Raw genomic sequence first — 990 nt, 5'->3', positions numbered from 1 at the left:
CGCTGACCTGCCGGCGGTTGATTACGTGATCACCATGGGCTGCGGAGTCCGCTGTCCTTATTTGCCTGCAAAAAAGCGGGTAGATTGGGGATTAGAAGATCCAACTGGACAAGATGATGAGACCTTTATGCAGGTGATTAAAGAAATCGAAGATAAGGTACTAAAGCTGAAGCAGGAGCTGAGTTAAGAGGCGGTAAGTGCACACCGGAGTGGTACCTGCTCCAACCAGAAATGGAAGTCTGCTTTAAAGATGATGGCGACAACGTACTCAAGGGTAGACCCTGGGCTATTTGCCTAACCCGCGCATCGCGAACCTGGTTAGGGCTGCTCTAGCTAACCTTGCGCAATAGCCTTTTGCCTTTATCAAGTCCATCGATGAAAAAAGGCAAGTCATCCAGCTGGGTTTGGCCATCTATCAAAAAATGACTGAACCCGTTTTAGCCGATATCACGCACATTGAAAGCTGGCTCTTAGAAACAGACGGTGAAGATATTGTCGGAAAGAGCCGGCAAAAGTACCTTGAAGAGGTGAAAGTAGGGCAGCTCTTGTCTCTGCAGCTAAATTCCCCTTACGAGCAGATTACGGTCTGCACCCTGGAAGGGGATGAGCTGGGAAAATTAAATAAGCAGGATACCGCCCTAACTATGCGCTGCAATAAGAAACTGCAGATTTTTAGCGAGATCTGCCAAATGGACTACCATCATCCCATCCGCTGCAAGGTCAGAATCTTGTTTATCGACCCGAAAAGCCAAGAAAACTGAAGACCAGACAGCCACTGAAGCAAGCAACAGCTCCAGTGGCTTTTTCTTAGCCAGCTATGCTGAAATGCAGCTGGGTGAAGACCTGTAAAAATTGACTAAAGGATCTGTCTAATCCTGAAACAGACGAAGCCTTTCCACTAAAGGAGGGCTTTGATATGACCCCCGAAATTAGGACACTAATTTCGGGGGTTATTTTCATGACTAAATACACTAAAGAAATCAAACTTGC

At 46.8% G+C, this 990-nt stretch carries 2 protein-coding genes; both read left to right on the top strand.

Annotation, left to right across the window (positions count from 1 at the left end):
• A partial coding sequence (locus tag FD23_RS10810; protein WP_483803744.1) for a low molecular weight phosphatase family protein occupies nt 1-187 on the top strand: 187 nt, incomplete at its 5' end.
• A 235-nt stretch (nt 188-422) separates the two neighbouring features.
• On the top strand, nt 423-761 hold the full coding sequence (locus tag FD23_RS08385; protein WP_230844833.1) for a hypothetical protein: 339 nt from the start codon (nt 423-425) through the stop codon (nt 759-761).
• Nucleotides 762-990: the final 229 nt, after the last annotated feature.

The organism is Lactobacillus delbrueckii subsp. delbrueckii DSM 20074 = JCM 1012 (assembly GCF_001433875.1).
Classification (GTDB): domain Bacteria; phylum Bacillota; class Bacilli; order Lactobacillales; family Lactobacillaceae; genus Lactobacillus; species Lactobacillus delbrueckii.
Note: the sequence above shows the minus strand (reverse complement) of the source record. Positions and strands in the feature narration are given on the sequence as shown.

Bases quoted from the DNA above. Each gene is read 5' to 3' on its own strand.
- FD23_RS08385 (WP_230844833.1), top strand. From the start codon at position 423: ATGACTGAACCCGTTTTAGCCGATATCACGCACATTGAAAGCTGGCTC.